The sequence below is a fragment of the Nonomuraea sp. NPDC050022 genome (assembly GCF_044460705.1).
Lineage (GTDB): Bacteria > Actinomycetota > Actinomycetes > Streptosporangiales > Streptosporangiaceae > Nonomuraea.
Window position 1 is genome coordinate 199,501 of the sequence record NZ_JBITKE010000011.1, and the last position, 15,089, is coordinate 214,589.

General features: G+C 70.3%; 13 protein-coding genes. 4 read left to right on the top strand and 9 right to left on the bottom strand.

Annotated elements, in window-relative coordinates; genetic code table 11:
- The first annotated feature begins 216 nt into the window (after positions 1–216).
- Positions 217–1,248 (top strand): 5'-nucleotidase C-terminal domain-containing protein, encoded by a 1,032-nt coding sequence (locus tag ACIBO2_RS41505; RefSeq protein ID WP_397303931.1) that lies wholly within the window; start codon positions 217–219, stop codon positions 1,246–1,248.
- On the opposite strand, the gene ACIBO2_RS41510 is transcribed toward ACIBO2_RS41505, so the two are convergent.
- From ACIBO2_RS41510 to ACIBO2_RS41550, 9 genes are all read right to left on the bottom strand, one after another.
- Positions 1,226–2,230 (bottom strand): superoxide dismutase, encoded by a 1,005-nt coding sequence (locus tag ACIBO2_RS41510; RefSeq protein WP_397303932.1) that lies wholly within the window; start codon positions 2,228–2,230, stop codon positions 1,226–1,228. The two genes, ACIBO2_RS41505 and ACIBO2_RS41510, sit on opposite strands and share 23 nt — an antisense overlap.
- Positions 2,231–2,315: 85 nt before the next feature.
- Positions 2,316–3,731, bottom strand: coding sequence for an L-fucose/L-arabinose isomerase family protein (locus ACIBO2_RS41515; protein ID WP_225297993.1), 1,416 nt, complete (start codon positions 3,729–3,731; stop codon positions 2,316–2,318).
- Positions 3,732–3,854: 123 nt separating this feature from the next.
- Positions 3,855–5,897: a bifunctional aldolase/short-chain dehydrogenase gene (locus ACIBO2_RS41520; RefSeq protein ID WP_358546181.1), complete on the bottom strand. Its 2,043-nt coding sequence runs from the start codon at positions 5,895–5,897 to the stop codon at positions 3,855–3,857.
- Positions 5,897–7,042 carry an L-rhamnose isomerase gene (gene rhaI, locus ACIBO2_RS41525; protein ID WP_358546184.1) on the bottom strand — a complete coding sequence of 382 codons (1,146 nt, stop codon included), beginning with the start codon at positions 7,040–7,042 and terminating at the stop codon, positions 5,897–5,899. Before rhaI ends, ACIBO2_RS41520 begins: the two co-directional genes overlap by 1 nt.
- Before the next feature lie 15 nt (positions 7,043–7,057).
- A complete protein-coding gene (locus ACIBO2_RS41530; RefSeq protein ID WP_358546187.1) occupies positions 7,058–7,369 on the bottom strand; it encodes an L-rhamnose mutarotase in 312 nt (103 codons plus the stop codon).
- A gap of 97 nt (positions 7,370–7,466) precedes the next feature.
- Positions 7,467–8,540: a rhamnose ABC transporter substrate-binding protein gene (gene rhaS, locus ACIBO2_RS41535; RefSeq protein ID WP_358546190.1), complete on the bottom strand. Its 1,074-nt coding sequence runs from the start codon at positions 8,538–8,540 to the stop codon at positions 7,467–7,469.
- Positions 8,537–9,493, bottom strand: a complete 957-nt coding sequence (locus ACIBO2_RS41540; RefSeq protein WP_358546193.1) for an ABC transporter permease — start codon at positions 9,491–9,493, stop codon at positions 8,537–8,539. Before ACIBO2_RS41540 ends, rhaS begins: the two co-directional genes overlap by 4 nt.
- Positions 9,486–10,517, bottom strand: coding sequence for an ABC transporter permease (locus tag ACIBO2_RS41545; RefSeq protein WP_358546196.1), 1,032 nt, complete (start codon positions 10,515–10,517; stop codon positions 9,486–9,488). Before ACIBO2_RS41545 ends, ACIBO2_RS41540 begins: the two co-directional genes overlap by 8 nt.
- 13 nt (positions 10,518–10,530) lie before the next feature.
- Entirely contained in the window at positions 10,531–12,027 is a 1,497-nt protein-coding gene (locus ACIBO2_RS41550; protein ID WP_358546199.1) for a sugar ABC transporter ATP-binding protein, read from the bottom strand.
- Between the two features lie 168 nt (positions 12,028–12,195).
- On the opposite strand from ACIBO2_RS41550, the gene ACIBO2_RS41555 reads away from it, so the two are divergent.
- The 3 genes from ACIBO2_RS41555 to ACIBO2_RS41565 are packed head-to-tail and all read left to right on the top strand — an operon-like array spanning position 12,196 to position 15,085.
- Positions 12,196–13,497, top strand: coding sequence for a rhamnulokinase family protein (locus ACIBO2_RS41555; RefSeq protein ID WP_397304030.1), 1,302 nt, complete (start codon positions 12,196–12,198; stop codon positions 13,495–13,497).
- A gap of 55 nt (positions 13,498–13,552) precedes the next feature.
- Complete coding sequence (locus ACIBO2_RS41560) at positions 13,553–14,557, top strand: LacI family DNA-binding transcriptional regulator (protein WP_358546205.1); 1,005 nt, start codon at positions 13,553–13,555, stop codon at positions 14,555–14,557.
- A gap of 33 nt (positions 14,558–14,590) precedes the next feature.
- Positions 14,591–15,085 (top strand): hypothetical protein, encoded by a 495-nt coding sequence (locus tag ACIBO2_RS41565; RefSeq protein WP_358546208.1) that lies wholly within the window; start codon positions 14,591–14,593, stop codon positions 15,083–15,085.
- Positions 15,086–15,089 lie beyond the last annotated feature (4 nt).

The following is a 15,089-nucleotide window of genomic DNA, read 5'->3' on the forward strand; positions in this document are numbered from 1 at the left end:
CACCATCGTGGACATCGCCACTTTGGGGCTGGCGCACGGGAATGATCTCGATATAGTGTTCGATTCAACCGCTGATCACATCCACCGCTGTGCCGATTTCGAGTCTGACAGGGAAAGTGTGATCGAATCCCCTGTCGGTTTCGGCGAAGGCGTGGACGATCAAGCCCGCGACACATGTCGCCTGTCCGCTACGAAGATCACGAGAAAGGAATGCCTGTGGGTTTATGGACTTCGGCAGGACGTCGTCTCGGGGGGCTGGTGGCCGTCGTGGCCCTGGCTCTCGGCGTCCTCGCCACGGGGGCAGAAGCCACCACGACGAACGTGGTGAGCAAGCTGGACATCGTCTTCGAGCGCACCACCGCGTCGAAGTGCCCGGTCACCTTCGACGTCCACGGCTACTTCGAGGGGCTGCCCTCGGGCGCGCAGACGATCGAGTACCGCCTCGTCGGCGCCCAGGAGTGGAAGACGCTCGTCATTCCCGCCGAACGCGACGCCGTCTACCAGGCCGTGCTGGAGACCGTCACGTGGGAATCGGCGTGGGACTCGCGTGACTACGCGGTCCAGATCGAGATCAACCAGCCCGACGGCCTGCGGTCCAACGCCCTCTACTACTTCAAGTGCGGCACTCCGCCATCCGGTGAGACGTTCGGTGTCGCCGCCGAGGACATCACCCGCACGGCGAGCGGCGGCCCGCTGGCCGAACTGGTGGCCGACGCGCAGCTCGCGTCGGTGCGGGCCAGGTCCGGCGCGCAGGTCGCGCTCGTCAACAGGTACGTCGTCAGAGCGGACCTGCCCGCCGGACCGATCGGCTTCGAGCAGCTGTGGAACGCGCAACCCGCCGGGCTGGCCATCAACGTGCAGACGATGACCGGCGGCCAGCTCAAGAAGCTGCTGGCCGCACCCAACGCGGCGGGCACGGTGCTGACCCCGTCTGCCGGGCTGCGCTACACCCTCGGTAGCGGGAAGGTCCTGTCGATGACGCTCGACGGGGTTCCGGTGAGGGCCGCGCAGGAGATCAAGGTCGCGGGCGGCTGGAGCCTCATCGCCGGCTTCGACGGCTGGCCGCGCTGGGAGGGGACGACCACGTACACGAGCGGTGCCGACGACACCGGGGCGCTCGCGTCCTACCTGGTCGCCCACTCGCCGGTGACGGCGCCGCCGGGCGACCGCGTCACCGTCCGCCAGCCAGGGGCCTGGCCGTGCACCCGCAGCGCGTACGGCCAGGTCAGTGGTTGCGTGGGGCCGTGATCGCGTTCACCGTGTACGTCGTGTCGGGGGCGGGAGTCGTGGTGAAGCGGGCGTTGGGCAGGTAGAGGCGGTTGCCGAACGACGCCATGGTGCTGGGGACGTCGAAGCGCGGGTCCGTCAGCCGGTTCACGACCTGGCCGGACGAGCCGTCGGCGGTCAGGCGGATGACGGTGACCGTGTTGAGCCGGTTCTGCACCACGTACAGTGTCCGGCCACCCAGCAGCAGGCCGTCGCCGTTGACCAGGGACTCGCCGCCCAGGTTCACCTCCGTGGTGACGCCGGTGGCGGGGTCGGTCTTGAAGAGCTTGCCGACGTTGGACTGGACGATGAGCAGGCCCTTGCGGTCGGGGGTCGGGGCTATGCCGTTGGCGTTGTTGCCGGTCGTGTACTGGATGGCGCCCGTGAGCGGCACCGATACCGCCTGGTCGGGCAGTGCGCCGTGCCGGCCGAGCGCCAGCTTGTACAGGACGGGGTTGGTGGAGTCGGTGAACCAGGCCGCGTCCCGCGTGAGCACGACGTCGTTGACGAACGACGCCCCGTTGGCCAGCGAGTACGACTTGAGCACCGCTCCGGTACGGACGTCGACCACCCGGGCGTTCCCGGCGGCGCCACCGGAGACGAACAGGCGGTTCCGCGAGTCGAGCTTGAGCCCGACCGAAGGGGTGCCGGGGCCCTTGCTGACGACGGCGCCCTGGCCGGTGCGCAGGTCGGCGCGGTAGATGTCGCCGTTCGCCAGGGAGCCGAGGTAGGCCAAAGGCCGGCTGCCGATCGCTATCCCCTCCGGCCGGAAGCCGTTGGGGAGCGCGATCGTGCCGGGTAGCGTGGCCGCCTGCGCCAACGTGCCGGGCAACGTCGCCACCTGCGCCAACGTGTCAGGCTGCGTGGCCGCCGACATGCCGGGCTGCGTGGCCGCCGACGCGGGCGCGCCGGGCAAGGTAGCGAGCAGGGCGCAGAGCGCGGTCGTGAGGATCGCTGATCTCATGCGGCCCACGATGCCCCCGCGCCCCAGCCCGGCAAAGGCCCAAAGAGCCGGTTCACAGCTATTTCTGAGGAAATAATGCGAAATGTCAGACTTCGACTACTTCCACGCCCATGAGGTCGGCCAGGGCGCGCAGTTCGGCGGCGCGGTGGCCGGTGCCGAGGGACCAGTGGTGGGAGATGCCGGTGGCGCTCCAGTCGTCCGTCCACTCCCCCGGATCGCGGCCGAAGTCGACGCGCGACGTGGTGTTGCCGATCTTGAGGTGCGGCCCGTCCACGGTCTCACCCTCCGACACGGCGAAGCCGAACCGGCCGTCACGCCGCTGAAGCAGCCCGAACGCCGTCACCGGCCCGTGCGCGACGTCGAACTCGACCGACACGCCCCATCCGCGCTTGCCGTGGAAGACGCCCAGGCCGCGCAGCAGCGGCTTGCGCGAGCTGATCGCCAGGTGGGCGGGCCCGTCGTGGCCCATCTCGACATGGCCGCGCAGGAAGTCGAGCGCCTGCAGCTCGGTGAACGAGCCGCCGCCGCCCAGCCGATCCATGATCAGCATGGCCAGCGAGGTCCGCAGCTCGTACTCCCCCGCCGCCGGGACGCCCCGCGCGGTGAGCAGGGACGAGCCGAGGATCATGCCCGCGCCGAGCCGTTCGTGGATCTCGCCGTCGAGCCCGCGGTGGTAGTAGGCGAGGCTGTCCAGCTCGAAGTCGGCCACCAGCTGGTCCAGCCCGGCCGAGACGCGGGCCGCCCACTCGAAGTCCTCGGGCACGACCGTGTCGGCCAGCTCGAACACCTCCCGCGCGAGCTCCATCCGCTCCTTGACCTGGGTGTCGGTGACCTTCTCGACGCGTACCCGCAGGTCGTCGAACTCCAGCACCTCCACGTGCCCGCCCAGGTTGACCGGCACCAGCGTCAGGTCGGTGGCGACGTCGAGCATGCCCGGGTAGAGGTGGCCCATCAGCCCGTGCCGCCCGTCGCGCAGCGTGGCCCGTACGCCCGCCGCCTTCACCCACCGCTCGATCCGCGCCCAGGCCCGCTCGTCCTCCAGGTAGCCGGACACCGAACGGAACGGGATCCCGGCCCTGGTGAAGGTGTTGGCCATCTCCGGCAGCGGGCACGCGCCGCAGTAGGCCAGCCACTGCCCGGTGTCGAACGTCTCGTGGTCCATCGACTCCGACGGCTGCAGGTTGATCAGCAGCACCGGCGCGCCGCTGCGCTGGGCGATCGGCAGCAGCATGGTGGCGGTCATGTAGGTGGTGAGGAAGCCGACGATGAGGTCGCAGCCCGCCTCCCGCAGCCGTTCGGCCGCGGCCGCGCCCTGCTGGGCGTCGGAGATGAAGCCGACGTCGACCACTTCGCAGCCGAGCGTGCCCATGCGCTCGGAGACTCGCGCGGACGAGCGCTCCAGTTGCGGCAGCAGGTCGGGGAACTGCGGCCAGTACGCGCCGAGCCCGCCCGCCACGAGCCCGACCTTGGTGGGCCGCGCGGGGATCCGTTCGAGCGTCATGTCTTCTTGGTCTCCTCTTCCGGTCTTTCGGTCGTGGGCGGGGTATGCCGCCGTGACAGGTCGGGGCTTCGGCGGGAAACGCGCCCCCAGAGCGGAGGGGGCGCATTTCCCGGCGTACGAGCGTCAGCGCAGGAAGGCGGCGGCCACTCCCGCGTCGACCGGGATGTGCAGCCCGGTCGTCAGCGACAGTTCCCCGCCCGTGAGCGCGAACACCGCCGCGGCCACGTGCTCCGGCAGTACCTCCTGCTTGAGCAGCGTCCGCTGCGCGTAGAACTCGCCCAGGCGCTCCTCCTCCACCCCGTAGACGGCCGCCCGGTTGGCGCCCCAGCCGGAGGCGAAGATCCCCGAGCCGCGTACGACGCCGTCGGGGTTGACCCCGTTGACCCGGATGCCGTGCGGGCCCAGCTCGGCCGCGAGCAGGCGTACCTGGTGGGCCTGGTCGGCCTTGGCCGCGCCATAGGCGACGTTGTTCGGCCCGGCGAAGACGGCGTTCTTGGAGGAGATGTAGACGATGTCGCCGCCCATGGCCTGGCTCAGCAGGACCCGCGCGGCCTCCCTGGAGACCAGGAACGAGCCGCGGGCCATCACGTCGTGCTGCAGGTTCCAGTCGTCGAGCGTGGTCTCCAGCAGCGAGCGCGACAGGGACAGGCCCGCGTTGTTGACCACCAGGTCGACGCCGCCGAAGGCGAGGACCGCCTGGCGTACCGCCTCGGCGATCTGCTCCTCGGACGTCACGTCCACGCCCACGGCGATCGCGACGTCCTGCGGCCGGTAGGCGGCGCCGCCGAGTTCGGCGGCCACCTTGTCCGCGGCGCCCAGGTCGCGGTCGGCGACCACCACGCACGCGCCCTCGGCCGCCAGCCGCCTAGCAGTGGCGGCGCCGATGCCGGAGCCGCCGCCGGTCACGAACGCGACGCGCCCGGCCAGCCGCTTGGGCGCGGGCAGGCGGCGCAGCTTGGCCTCCTCCAGCTCCCAGTACTCGATGCGGAACTTCTCCGACTCCTCGATCGGCTGGTAGCTGGACAGCGCCTCGGCGCCGCGCATCACGTTGATCGCGTTGACGTAGAACTCCCCGGCGACCCGGGCGGTCTGCTTGTCCTTGCCGAAGCTGAACATGCCGACCCCGGGCACCAGCACGATCGCCGGGTCGGCGCCGCGCATCGGGGGCGAGTCGGGGGCCGCGTGACGCTGGTAGTAGGCGGCGTACTCCGCGCGGTACTGGGTGTGCAGCTCGCCCAGCCGGGTCAGGACGTCCGCGAGCGGCGCGTCCGGCGGCAGGTCCACGACGAGGGGGGCGACCTTGGTGCGCAGGAAGTGGTCGGGGCAGGAGGTGCCGAGCGCGGCGAGCCTGGGATGCTCGGCGCGGGCCAGGAAGTCGAGCACCTCGGGCGAGTCGGTGTAGTGACCGACCTGGCGGGCGTCGGTGCTGGCCAGGCCGCGGATCGCGGGGAAGAGCTCGGCCGCGCGCCGGTGCCTGGCCTCCTCCAGCAGGGGTTCGTGGACGACGGCGCCGAACGGGTCCGGGCGGCCGTGGTCGGCGATGTACTGCTCGGCGGTACGGATGATCTCCAGGGAGTTCGCCTGGCACTCGGCGCTCGTCTCGCCCCAGGCGGTGATGCCGTGGCCGCCCAGGATGCAGCCGATGGCCTGCGGGTTGGCGGCCTTGATCGCGGAGATGTCGAGGCCGAGCTGGAAGCCGGGCCGCCGCCACGGCACCCAGACGACCCGGTCGCCGAAGATGCGCGCGGTCAGCTCGGGGCCGTCGGCGGCGGTGGCGATCGCGATGCCGGAGTCGGGGTGGAGGTGGTCGACGTGGGCGGAGTCGACCAGGGCGTGCATGGCGGTGTCGATCGACGGTGCGGCGCCGCCCTTGCCGTGCAGGCAGAAGTCGAAGGCCGCCACCATCTCGTCCTCGCGCTCCTCGCCCGGGTAGACGCCGGTCAGCGCCCTGAACCGGTCCAGGCGCAGGACGGCCAGGCCGCCGGCGGTGAGCGTGCCCAGGTCGCCGCCGGAGCCCTTCACCCAGAGCAGCTCCACGTCCTGGCCGGTGACCGGGTCGTTCTCGGTGCCCTTGGCGGAGGCGTTGCCGCCGGCGAAGTTGGTGTTGCGCGGATCGGAGCCGAGCGTGTGCGCTCTTTCGAGCAGTTCGTTCTTGGCGTTCGACATCAGGCCCCCCAGCCTGCCTGGTTACCGCCGACACGGTCGGCGGCGATCTTCTCGAAGTATCCGGACTTGGCGTAGGCGGCCATCGGGTCGGGCGCGAGCCCCATCTCCTCCCGCAGCTCACCGAGCAGCGGGCGGACATCGGTGTTGTAGGCGTCCATGAGCACGGCGTTGGCGCCGAGCACGTCACCTTCCCGCTGGGCGGCGGCCAGCGCGTCGCGGTCGACGAGCAGCGCCTTGGCGGTGGCCTCCTGGACGTTCATCACCGAGCGGATCTGGCCGGGGATCTTGGGCTCGATGTTGTGGCACTGGTCGAGCATGAAGGCGGTCTCGGTGGTGTAGCCACCGCCGCCGATGACCTCGAACATGATGCGGAACAGCTGGAACGGGTCGGCCGCGCCCACCATCAGGTCGTCGTCGGCGTAGAAGCGCGAGTTGAAGTCGAAGCCGCCGAGCTTGCCCTCACGCAGCAGGAACGCCACGATGAACTCGATGTTGGTGCCGGGCGCGTGGTGCCCGGTGTCGACCACGACCTGCGCCTTATCGCCGAGCTTGAGGCAGTGCGCGTAGGCGGTGCCCCAGTCGGGCAGGTCGGTCATGTAGAAGGCGGGCTCGAACAGCTTGTACTCCAGGAGGAACCGCTGCTCCTCGCCCAGCCGCTCGTAGACCGCGGCGAGCGCTTCGGCGAGCCGGTCCTGACGGGCCCTGATGTCGTCCTGGCCCGGGTAGTTGGTGCCGTCGGAGAACCACAGCTTGAGCGTGTCGGACCCGGTGGCGTCCATGATGTCGACGCAGTCGAGCAGGTGCCGCAATGCTTTGCGCCGCACCTCGGGGTCGGGGTGGGTGACGCTGCCGAGCATGTAGTCGTTGTCCTGGAACACGTTGGAGTTGATGGCCCCGATGGTCACCCCCTGCTCGGTCGCGTGCCGGGCGAGGTCGGCGTAGTCGTCGACCTTGTCCCACGGGATGTGCAGCGCCACGGTCGGCGCGACGCCGGTGTAGCGGTGCACCTGGGCCGCGTCGGCCAGCTTCTCGTACGGGTCGCGCGGCACGCCCTGCTGGGCGAACACCTTGAACCTCGTGCCGGAGTTACCGTACGCCCAGGACGGCGTCTCGATGCGCTGCTGCCGCAGCTGATCCTTGATCATCTTTTTTCCCCGATTTCAAGCCAGATGGAAAACTTCGGCCAGCGTGAGCAGCCCCTCGTCGGGCCGTCCGGCCTCGAAGAAGGGAGCCATCTCCGCCTGCCAGCGCGCGTTGACACCGGTCTCGGCCATCGCCTGCTGAGCCGCCTTGAAGTCGTCGGTCTCCAGGTAGCCCACCAGCAGTCCGTCGTCGCTCAGGAACAACGAGTAGTTGCGCCACCCGGCCTTCGTCAGCGCTTCGAGCATCTCCGGCCAGACGGCCTGGTGCCGCTCGGTGTATTCGTCGAGCCGCTCGGGCCGGACCTTCAACACGAAACACACCCGCTCCATAACCAACCTCCTCTCATATCCACCCCGCACGGACCCTCGCGGCGCCGGGGGGCCCGGCGCCCACAACGGCGCCGGGCCGACTAGGAATCAAAAACCGTCAGTAGTCGAACTGGTCGATGTTCGCCGCCTCGAACGTGAACGGCGGGCCCAGGATGACCTCGCCCTGCTTGCCGATCGTCCGCTCGCCCAGCTTGCCCGCCTTGAACGTCTCCCCCTCAGCCCCCGTGATCTGCCCCGACACCAGCGCCGCGGCGGCGTAGGAGGCCAGGTAGCCGAGGTCCTTCGGGTTCCACAACGCGAACTTCGCCACGGTCTTGTCCTTGACGAACTGCCGCATCTGGTTCGGCGTCCCGAGCCCCGTGAGCACGACCTTGCCCTTGTACTTGGAGCCGGAGATGTACCGGGCCGCGGCCGAGATGCCGACCGTGGTCGGGGAGATGATCCCCTTCAGGTTCGGGTACGCCTGCAGCAGGCCCTGCGTCTGGGTGAACGATTTCTGGTCGTCGTCATCGCCGTAGGCCACCTTGACCAGCTTCATGTCCTTGTACTCGGGCTTGCCGAGCTCGTCCTTCATGAACTTGATCCAGGTGTTCTGGTTCGTGGCGTTCGCGGTGGCCGACAGGATGGCGATGTCGCCCTTGTTGCCGATCATCCCGGCGAGCAGCTTGACCTGGCTGCGGCCGACCTCCTCCGAGCTGGCCTGGTTGATGAACAGGTCACGGCACTCAGGGGCGGCGTCCGAGTCGTACGCGACGATCTTGATGCCCTTGGCGCGGGCCTGCTGGAGCGGCCCGCAGACGGCGTTGGCGTCGTTGGCGGCGATGAGGATCGCGTCGTGGCCCTGCTGGGTGAGCGTGTTGATGTAGGAGATCTGCGACGAGGCGGAGGCGTCGGACGGGCCGACCTCCTTGGCCTCGCCCTGATACTCCTTGGCCGCCTCGATGCCGGCGTTGTCGACGATCGTCTCGTAGGGGTTGTTGATCGCCTTGGGAAGGAAGGCGATCTTCAGTCCCTGCTTGATCGGGGCGTTCGGGTCGGCCTTGGCGGCGGCGGAAGAGGAGGCGGGCGCCGGCGCGGGCGCGGAGGTCACGTTCGACTTGGTCGTACCGCTGCAAGCCGCCACGCCAAGAGCAAGCAGCGCGGTCACAGCGGTCAGGCGCATCGGGGTCATGGGGATCCTTTCAGAGCTGGCCTGACGAGCGAGACGAGACGGGGGGTGAGCACCGAGACGATGAGGAGCAGTCCAGTGACGATCGACTGGATCTCGGTCGAGACGTCGCCGAGCATGAGCAGATTGCGCAGCAATCCGATGAGCAGCACGCCGGCGATGACGCCGCCGAGCGTGCCCTTGCCGCCGTCGAAGTCGACGCCGCCCAGCAGGACGGCGGCGATGACGGCGAGTTCGATGCCCACGCCGTTGTCGGCGCGGGCGGAGCCGTACCTGAGCGTGAAGACGACGCCGGCGAAGGCGGCGACGGTGCCGGAGATGACGAAGAGCAGCAGTTTGATGCGCTTGACGCGGATCCCGGCGAAGAACGCGGCCTGCTCTTGGGCGCCGATCGCGTACAGCGCCCGGCCGAAGCCGGTGGCGTGCAGGACCACGCCCACGATGGCGGCGAGCAGGACGAACACCGCTATCGGGTACGGGATGGGCGTCCCGGGCACGTCATTGACGGCGAGCGCGGTGTAGTCCGGCGGGAACTGGGCGACCGCCCGGTCCCCGAGCACGACGTAGGCGAGGCCGCGGTAGAGGGCGAGCGTGCCGATCGTGACGGCCAGCGACGGCAGCCCGAGCCGGGTCACCAGCAGGCCGTTGACCAGCCCGCACACGGCCCCGGTCAGTACGGCGATCGGGATGATCGCCTCGATGGCCATGCCGCCGTCCCAGAGCGAGCCGACCAGCGCGCTGGAGAGCCCGAGCACGGAGGCGACCGACAGGTCCACCTCGGCGGCCACCACCAGCATGGTCATGGCCAGCGCGATGAGCGCGATCTCGCCCAGGTCCCCGAGCGCGAACGACAGGTTGTCGACGGTCGCGAAGCCGGGCGAGGTGAGCGAGCCGGCCGCGAACACGGCGATCAGGAGCGCGCCGACCAGCACGTCCCAGCGCAAGACCTTAGCCATGACGGCTCCTGTTCCTGAGCAGGCGGGCCAATCTGAGGGCGAGCACCCGGTCGACGCTGATCGCCAGCAGGAGCAGCGCGCCGGTGATGGCCTGCTGCCAGAACGGGTTGACCCGGAGCACGACCAGCGCGCTGCCGATCGTGGTGAGCAGGAGGGCGCCGAGCGCCGCTCCGTACACGCTGCCGACGCCGCCGGTGATCGCGACGCCGCCGACCACGACCGCGCTGACCACGAGCAGCTCCCAGCCGTGCGCGGAGTCGGCGATGACCGTGCCGAACCTGGCCAGCCAGAGCACCCCCGCCAGCCCCGCGAGGCAGCCGCTGACCAGGTAGGCGAGCAGGACCCGCCGCCTGACGGGCACGCCGGCCAGCCGGGCGGCCTCCGGGCTGGAGCCGATCGCGTAGAACTCCCGGCCGCTCGGGTACGACCGCAGGTAGTAACCGATCGCCACCATGATCACCAGCGTGATGAGCGGCAGGTACGGCACCCCGAGCACCGAGCCGTTGCCCAGCGACAGCAGCCCCGGCGGCAGGTTGACCGCGTTGATCTGCCGCCCGTGGGCGATGTAGTGGTCGATCCCCTGGATCACGTAGAGGGTGCCGAGCGTCACCACCAGGGCGGGGACCCGGCAGAAGCTGACCAGCAGGCCGTTGATCAGCCCGCAGGCCGCGCCGATCGCCACCCCGAGCAGGACGGCGGGCAGGATGCCCATGCCGCTCGCCAGCTGGTCGCCGGTCACGAAGGCGACCAGCCCCACCACCGAGCCGACAGACAGGTCGAGGTTGCGGGTGATCACCACCATGGACTGGCCGACGGCCAGCAGCGCGAGGGTGGCGGTGTTGAGCAGGATGTCCTCGACTCCCTGCCCGGACAGGAAGTTGCCGTTGACGCTGGCTGTGACGCCGACCAGCGCGGCCAGCGCGATGACCAGGCTCAGCTCGCGGGCCCGGAACACCAGGTCCACGAGACCGCGGGCGCTGCGCGCGGGCGTCGTCTGCTCGGGTGGCGCGGTGGCGGTCGTCATGCCGCTCCCCCAGTCATGCGGCCCTCCCGGTGGCTGCGCTCATCACGCTCTCCTCGGTCGCGTCGGCGCGCGAGAGTTCGGCGGTCAGCCGCCCCTCGTGCATGACCAGCACGCGGTCGGCCATGCCCAGCACCTCCGGCAGGTCGGAGGAGATCATGAGCACCGCGATGCCCTGCCCGGCCAGCTCCGACAGCAGCCGGTGCACCTCCGCCTTGGTGCCGACGTCGATGCCGCGGGTCGGCTCGTCCACGATCAGTACGGACGGCTTCGTGGCCAGCCATTTGGCCAGCACGACCTTCTGCTGGTTGCCGCCGGACAGCACGCCCACCCCGTCGCTCAGCCGGGCGAACTTCAGTCGCAGCCGCACCGCCCAGTCCTTGGCCCGGTCGCGCTCGGCCGTACGGGAGATCGTCAGTCCCCTGCGCAGCGAGCCCAGCCCGGTCAGGCCGATGTTGCGCTCGATCGACAGCTCCATGACCAGCCCCTGCTGACGGCGGTCCTCCGGCACCAGGGCCAGGCCCGCGCCCATCGCCGCCGTGGGACTCCCGGCGGGCAGCGGCCGGCCGTCCACCGAGACCGAGCCCGCGTCCCAGCGGTCCACCCCGAACACCGCCCTGGCCACCTCACTGCGCCCGGCGCCCACCAGCCCGGCCAGCGCGACGATCTCGCCCCGCCGTACCTGGAAGGAGACGTCGGTGAAGACGCCTTCGCGGGTCAGCCGGTCCACCTGGAGGGCGACCTCGCCGAGGGTGGCCTCCTCCTTGGGGTAGAGGGTGCCGAGTTCGCGGCCCACCATGCGCCGTACCAGGTCGTCGTGGGTGAGCCCGGCGACCGGCTCGCTGGCGATCCACGCGCCGTCGCGCAGCGTCGTGACCCGCTGACAGAGCGAGAAGATCTCGTCCAGCCGGTGCGAGATGAACAGGATCGCGCAGCCGTGCTCGCGCAGCGCCTCGACCACCGAGAACAGCCGCGCCACCTCGTTGCCGGACAGCGCGGCCGTCGGCTCGTCCATCACCAGGACGCGAGCCTCGCGGGACAGGGCCTTGGCGATCTCGACGAGCTGCTGGTCGGCGATGGACAGGCCGCGCGAGGGCTGCTCGGGATCGAGCGCGACGCCCAGCCGTTCGAACAGCCGCCGTGCCTGGCCGTGCATCTCCTTGCGGTCGATGCGGCCCAGGGTGCGGCGGGGCTGGCGGCCCATGAAGATGTTCTCGGCCACGGACAGGTCGGGGAAGAGCGTGGGCTCCTGGTAGATGACCGCCACGCCGGCCTGCTGAGCGTCGGCCGGTCCGGCGAAGACGACCGGCTCGCCGTTCAGCAGGACCTGGCCGGTGTCCGGCCGGTGGACGCCGGCGAGCGTCTTGACCAGGGTGGACTTGCCCGCGCCGTTCTCGCCCGCGAGCGCGTGCGCTTCGCCGGCGAACAGTTCGAGTGAGACGTCGCGCAGCGCTCTGACGGCTCCGAACGACTTGCTGACGTTCGCGAGCGCGAGGGTGGGGGCACCGCTCATGCATCCTCCGGACAACAAACGTTTTAATCGCGACGAACCCGGAATCTAAGCGCTGGACCAGCAGGCGTCAATGCCTTCACGCGTCTTCTGGCGTCTTTGTGATTGTTACGTTTTAATCGGGGGGTGCGATTCACTGCAGTGGACCTTGGCGCCTCCAGCGGGCGGGTCATGAGTGCCGACGTCTCGGCCGACAGCGTGCGGCTCGTAGAGGAACACCGCTTCGTCAACCGGCCCGTACGCGTGGCCGGGACGCTGCACTGGGACATCCTCTCCCTCTACCAGGGGGTGCTCGACGGGCTGCGCAGAGCCGGGCCCGCCGAGTCGGTCGGCATCGACGCGTGGGCCATCGACTACGGCCTGCTCGACCGTGACGGGGCGCTGATCGGCAACCCGGTGCACTACCGCGACGGGCGCACCGAGAAGGTGACCGAGCGGGTCGACCCGTACGAGGTGACCGGGCTGCAGTTCCTCCGGTTCAACACGATCAACCAGCTCGCCTGCGACCGGCTGGACCGGGCCGAGACGATGCTGCTGATCCCCGACCTCCTGGGCTACTGGCTGACCGGCGAACGCGGCGCCGAGCGCACCAACGCCTCGACGACCGGCCTGTACGACGTCACCAAGCGGGACTGGGCCTGGGACCTGATCGACCGCCTCGGCCTCCCCAGCCGGATTTTTCCCGAAATTTCGGATGGCGGCGTCGCGGAGCTGCGGCCCGACGTGGCCGCCGAGATCGGCTACACCACCTCCCTGGCCCAGGTGGGCTCGCACGACACCGCCTCGGCCGTGGTCGGCGTGCCCGCCACCGGGGACCGCTTCGCCTACATCTCCTGCGGCACCTGGTCCCTGGTCGGCGTGGAGCTGCCCGGCCCGGTGCTCACGGAGGAGAGCCGCCTGGCCAACTTCACCAACGAGGCCGGCATCGACGGCACCACCCGCTACCTGCGCAACGTCATGGGCCTGTGGATCCTGCAGGAGTGCCTGCGCGTGTGGGGCGACCCGGCGCTGGAGCCGTTGCTCGCCGCCGCCGCCGAGGCCAGGACCGAGGCGGTCATCGATCCGGATGATCCGTCGTTCCTGCCGCCGGGCGACATGCCCGCCCGGATCGCGGACTACTGCGCGCGTACCGGGCAGGCGGCGCCGGAGGATCGGGCGCAGGCCGTACGATGCATCCTGCAGAGCCTCGCCCTCGCCTACCAGCGGGCCGTCGCCGACGCCGTCCGGTTGAGCGGGCGGCCGGTCGAGGTCGTCCACCTGGTGGGCGGCGGATCGCGCAACGCGTTGCTGTGCCAGCTCACCGCCGACGCCACCGGCCTGCCGGTCGTCGCGGGGCCCGTCGAGGCGGCCGCCCTGGGGAACGCGCTGGTCCAGGCGCGGGCGCGCGACCTGGTCGGCGACCTGGCCGACATGCGGGCTCTGGTACGACGAAGTGAGAGCCTGCGCACCTACGAGCCACGGGGGCACCCATGACCGAGCTTGCTCCCCTGACCGAGCTTGCTCCCATGAGAGGGATGGAGGAGGGGTCGTGACCACGGTGAGCATCAAGGATGTCGCGGCCCGGGCGGGCGTGTCGCCCGGCACGGTGTCCAACGTGCTCAACCGTCCGGAGAAGGTGGCCGACTCCACCCGGATCCGGGTCGAGTCGACCATCAGGGAGCTCGGCTTCGTCAGGCACGGCTCCGCCTCGACGCTGCGGGCCGGCCACAGCCGCACGGTCGGCCTGTCCGTGATCGACATCGGCAACCCGTTCTTCACCGACGTGGCCGCCGGGGTGGAGGACGTGGCGAGCGAGCGCGGCTACGCCGTCATCCTCGGCAACTCCTCGGGCAGCCGGATGAAGGAGGAGCGCAACCTGCTGGTGTTCGCCGAGCAGCGGGTGCGCGGGGTGCTCATCACACCGTCCGACGAGGACCCCGGCCGGCTCGACCAGTTGCGGGGACGCGGCATCTGCGTGGTGCTCGTCGACCATCCGGCCGAGCGCTCCGACCAGTGCGCGGTCGCCGTGAACGACGTGACCGGCGGCTCGATGGCCGTCGCCCACCTGCTGGAGGGCGGCGCGGGCAGCCTCGGCTACGTCACCGGGCCCCCCGTGATCCGCCAGTGCCAGGACCGCAAACGCGGCGCCGAACAGGCGATGGCCGCCGCCGGGCGCGAGCCGCGCGAACTGCTCGAGGTCTCGATGCCCGCAATGACGGCAAAGGCGGGCCAGCAGGCGGCCGAGAATCTGCTCGCTGAGGGGACGCTTCCGGACGCGCTGTTCTGCGCCAACGACCTGCTCGCGCTCGGCATGCTGCGCGGCCTGCTCCAGGCGGGTGTACGGGTGCCTCAGGACGTGTCGCTGATCGGCTATGACGACATCGACTTCGCCTCGGCCTCCACGGTGTCGCTGACCTCGGTCCGGCAGCCCACGTACCAGCTCGGCCGGGTGGCCACCGAACTGCTGCTCGACGAGTGCGACAACCCGGGGACGCACGCGCACCAGCAGATCATGTTCCAACCGGATCTCGTCGTCAGGGAGTCCACGCGGTAGGTTGTCCCGCAAAACCGACAAACGGGGTTGATCATGCCAAATGGTGCCCGTCATGCGCTCGGGCTGGTCGCGGGGCTGCTCCTCCCTCCGCTGATCGCCGTCGGACTGTTCTACGGCGTCGGTGAGTTCAGCCTCAACTACCAGCAGTTCACCATCTCCTGGGCCGGGATCGGCGCGATCGTGGCCTCGGGGGGCCTGCTCGCGCCGCTGCTCGCCTCGCGGCTGTCGCCCGTCGCCTCGCTGGTGGGCGGGCTGGAGTTCACCGCGTTCGGACTCCTGCCGATTCTGGACACCGTCGGCCTCCACTTGATGCCTGAGCGGATTTTCTCCGCGGTCCTCTGGAACGGGTTCCTGACCCTGACCTACTCCGGGGTGCTGCTGATGATCGGCGTGCTGCTGCTGGTGGGTTCGGCCTTCCCTTCGCGCTGGCGGTCGACGCCGCGCCCCCTTCCGGCCGGGCCCACGTACGGCGTGATCCCGCCGTACCGGGGACCGGAGGACGCGACGCGGCCGATCCACCGCGAGTGAGCGG

Coding starts and splice junctions, on each gene's coding strand:
- ACIBO2_RS41515 (WP_225297993.1), bottom strand. CDS start 3,731: ATGACGCTCGAACGGATCCCCGCGCGGCCCACCAAGGTCGGGCTCGTG.
- ACIBO2_RS41520 (WP_358546181.1), bottom strand. CDS start 5,897: ATGTCGAACGCCAAGAACGAACTGCTCGAAAGAGCGCACACGCTCGGC.
- ACIBO2_RS41565 (WP_358546208.1), top strand. CDS start 14,591: ATGCCAAATGGTGCCCGTCATGCGCTCGGGCTGGTCGCGGGGCTGCTC.
- ACIBO2_RS41530 (WP_358546187.1), bottom strand. CDS start 7,369: ATGGAGCGGGTGTGTTTCGTGTTGAAGGTCCGGCCCGAGCGGCTCGAC.
- ACIBO2_RS41555 (WP_397304030.1), top strand. CDS start 12,196: ATGAGTGCCGACGTCTCGGCCGACAGCGTGCGGCTCGTAGAGGAACAC.
- rhaI (WP_358546184.1), bottom strand. CDS start 7,042: ATGATCAAGGATCAGCTGCGGCAGCAGCGCATCGAGACGCCGTCCTGG.
- ACIBO2_RS41540 (WP_358546193.1), bottom strand. CDS start 9,493: ATGGCTAAGGTCTTGCGCTGGGACGTGCTGGTCGGCGCGCTCCTGATC.
- ACIBO2_RS41510 (WP_397303932.1), bottom strand. CDS start 2,230: ATGAGATCAGCGATCCTCACGACCGCGCTCTGCGCCCTGCTCGCTACC.
- ACIBO2_RS41550 (WP_358546199.1), bottom strand. CDS start 12,027: ATGAGCGGTGCCCCCACCCTCGCGCTCGCGAACGTCAGCAAGTCGTTC.
- ACIBO2_RS41545 (WP_358546196.1), bottom strand. CDS start 10,517: ATGACGACCGCCACCGCGCCACCCGAGCAGACGACGCCCGCGCGCAGC.
- rhaS (WP_358546190.1), bottom strand. CDS start 8,540: ATGACCCCGATGCGCCTGACCGCTGTGACCGCGCTGCTTGCTCTTGGC.